General features: G+C 68.6%; 1 protein-coding gene. It reads right to left on the reverse strand.

What is annotated here, in order from left to right; translation table 11 throughout:
- On the reverse strand, positions 1 to 975 hold a 975-nt coding region (locus IF54_RS0138855; protein ID WP_030327459.1), incomplete at both ends, for a condensation domain-containing protein.

The raw sequence follows: 975 nt of genomic DNA on the forward strand, positions 1-975 counted from the left end.
CCTGCGCCTCGAACCGGTCCACCACCAGACCACCCGGCCAGCCGACAGACGAACCGTCGGCCCACTCCCCGAGCAGCACCCCCCGCTCGGCGCCGGACAACAACACACCACGTGCGTCCCCGTCCGCATCCGCAGCCATCGCCTCCAGCACCGACCGGTACATCCCCGCCAGCCGATCAAGATTCGCCCTGTCGACCACGTCCGTGGACCCGACGAGACTGAACCCGTCATTGCCGGCGATCGCGTTGAGGGCGAACTCATTGGAGCCGTCGCCCATGCGGGACGCCATATCGACCGTTTCCCTGTCGACCTGGTGGAAGTCGAGGTACTCGAACAGGATGGTCAGCAGATCACCGCCGCTGCCGCCTGCGGCGCGCTGGATGGCGGGGAGCGGGTAGCGGCGGTGGGACCAGATCTCGGTCTCCTGCCGGTACACCTCCTCCACCAGCTCACGCCACGTACCCGCACCCTTGACCGACGGGAACGGCAGCGTGTTGAGGTGCATGCCCAGGACGCGGTCGGCGCCCGGGGCCTCCAGACGGCCGTGATAGACCACGCCCGTGTGGAAGGCGTCCTCCGCCGTCAGCATGCCCAGCACCTTCAGATGCGCGGCCAGCAACACAAAGTCGGCGTACCGCACCGCCGGAGCCTCGTACGCGGGCAGGCCCTGCCCGCCCACCACGCCCCTGTAGCACTCCAACAGCTCCATGAGCAGGGAGTTGAGTGTCCAGCCGTCCGCCATGGCGTGCTGGTAGCTGAACGTGAGGCGCCAGGAATCGTCCGACTCGATGTGGACGGCGATACGCACCTGCGGAGCCGCGGCGAGGTTGAAGCCGGCGGCGCGTTCACCCTCGACGTACGTCTGAGCGGCCTCCCGCTGCTCGTCCGCCGAGAGTGCGCGGATGTCGTGCACGGCCAGCGGGATCTCGACAGTGCCGTGGACCAGCTGGAGCGGCTGGGAGTAGCCGTCCAGGT

Source organism: Streptomyces sp. NRRL B-3229, assembly GCF_000719505.1.
Classification (GTDB): Bacteria; Actinomycetota; Actinomycetes; order Streptomycetales; family Streptomycetaceae; genus Streptomyces; species Streptomyces griseorubiginosus.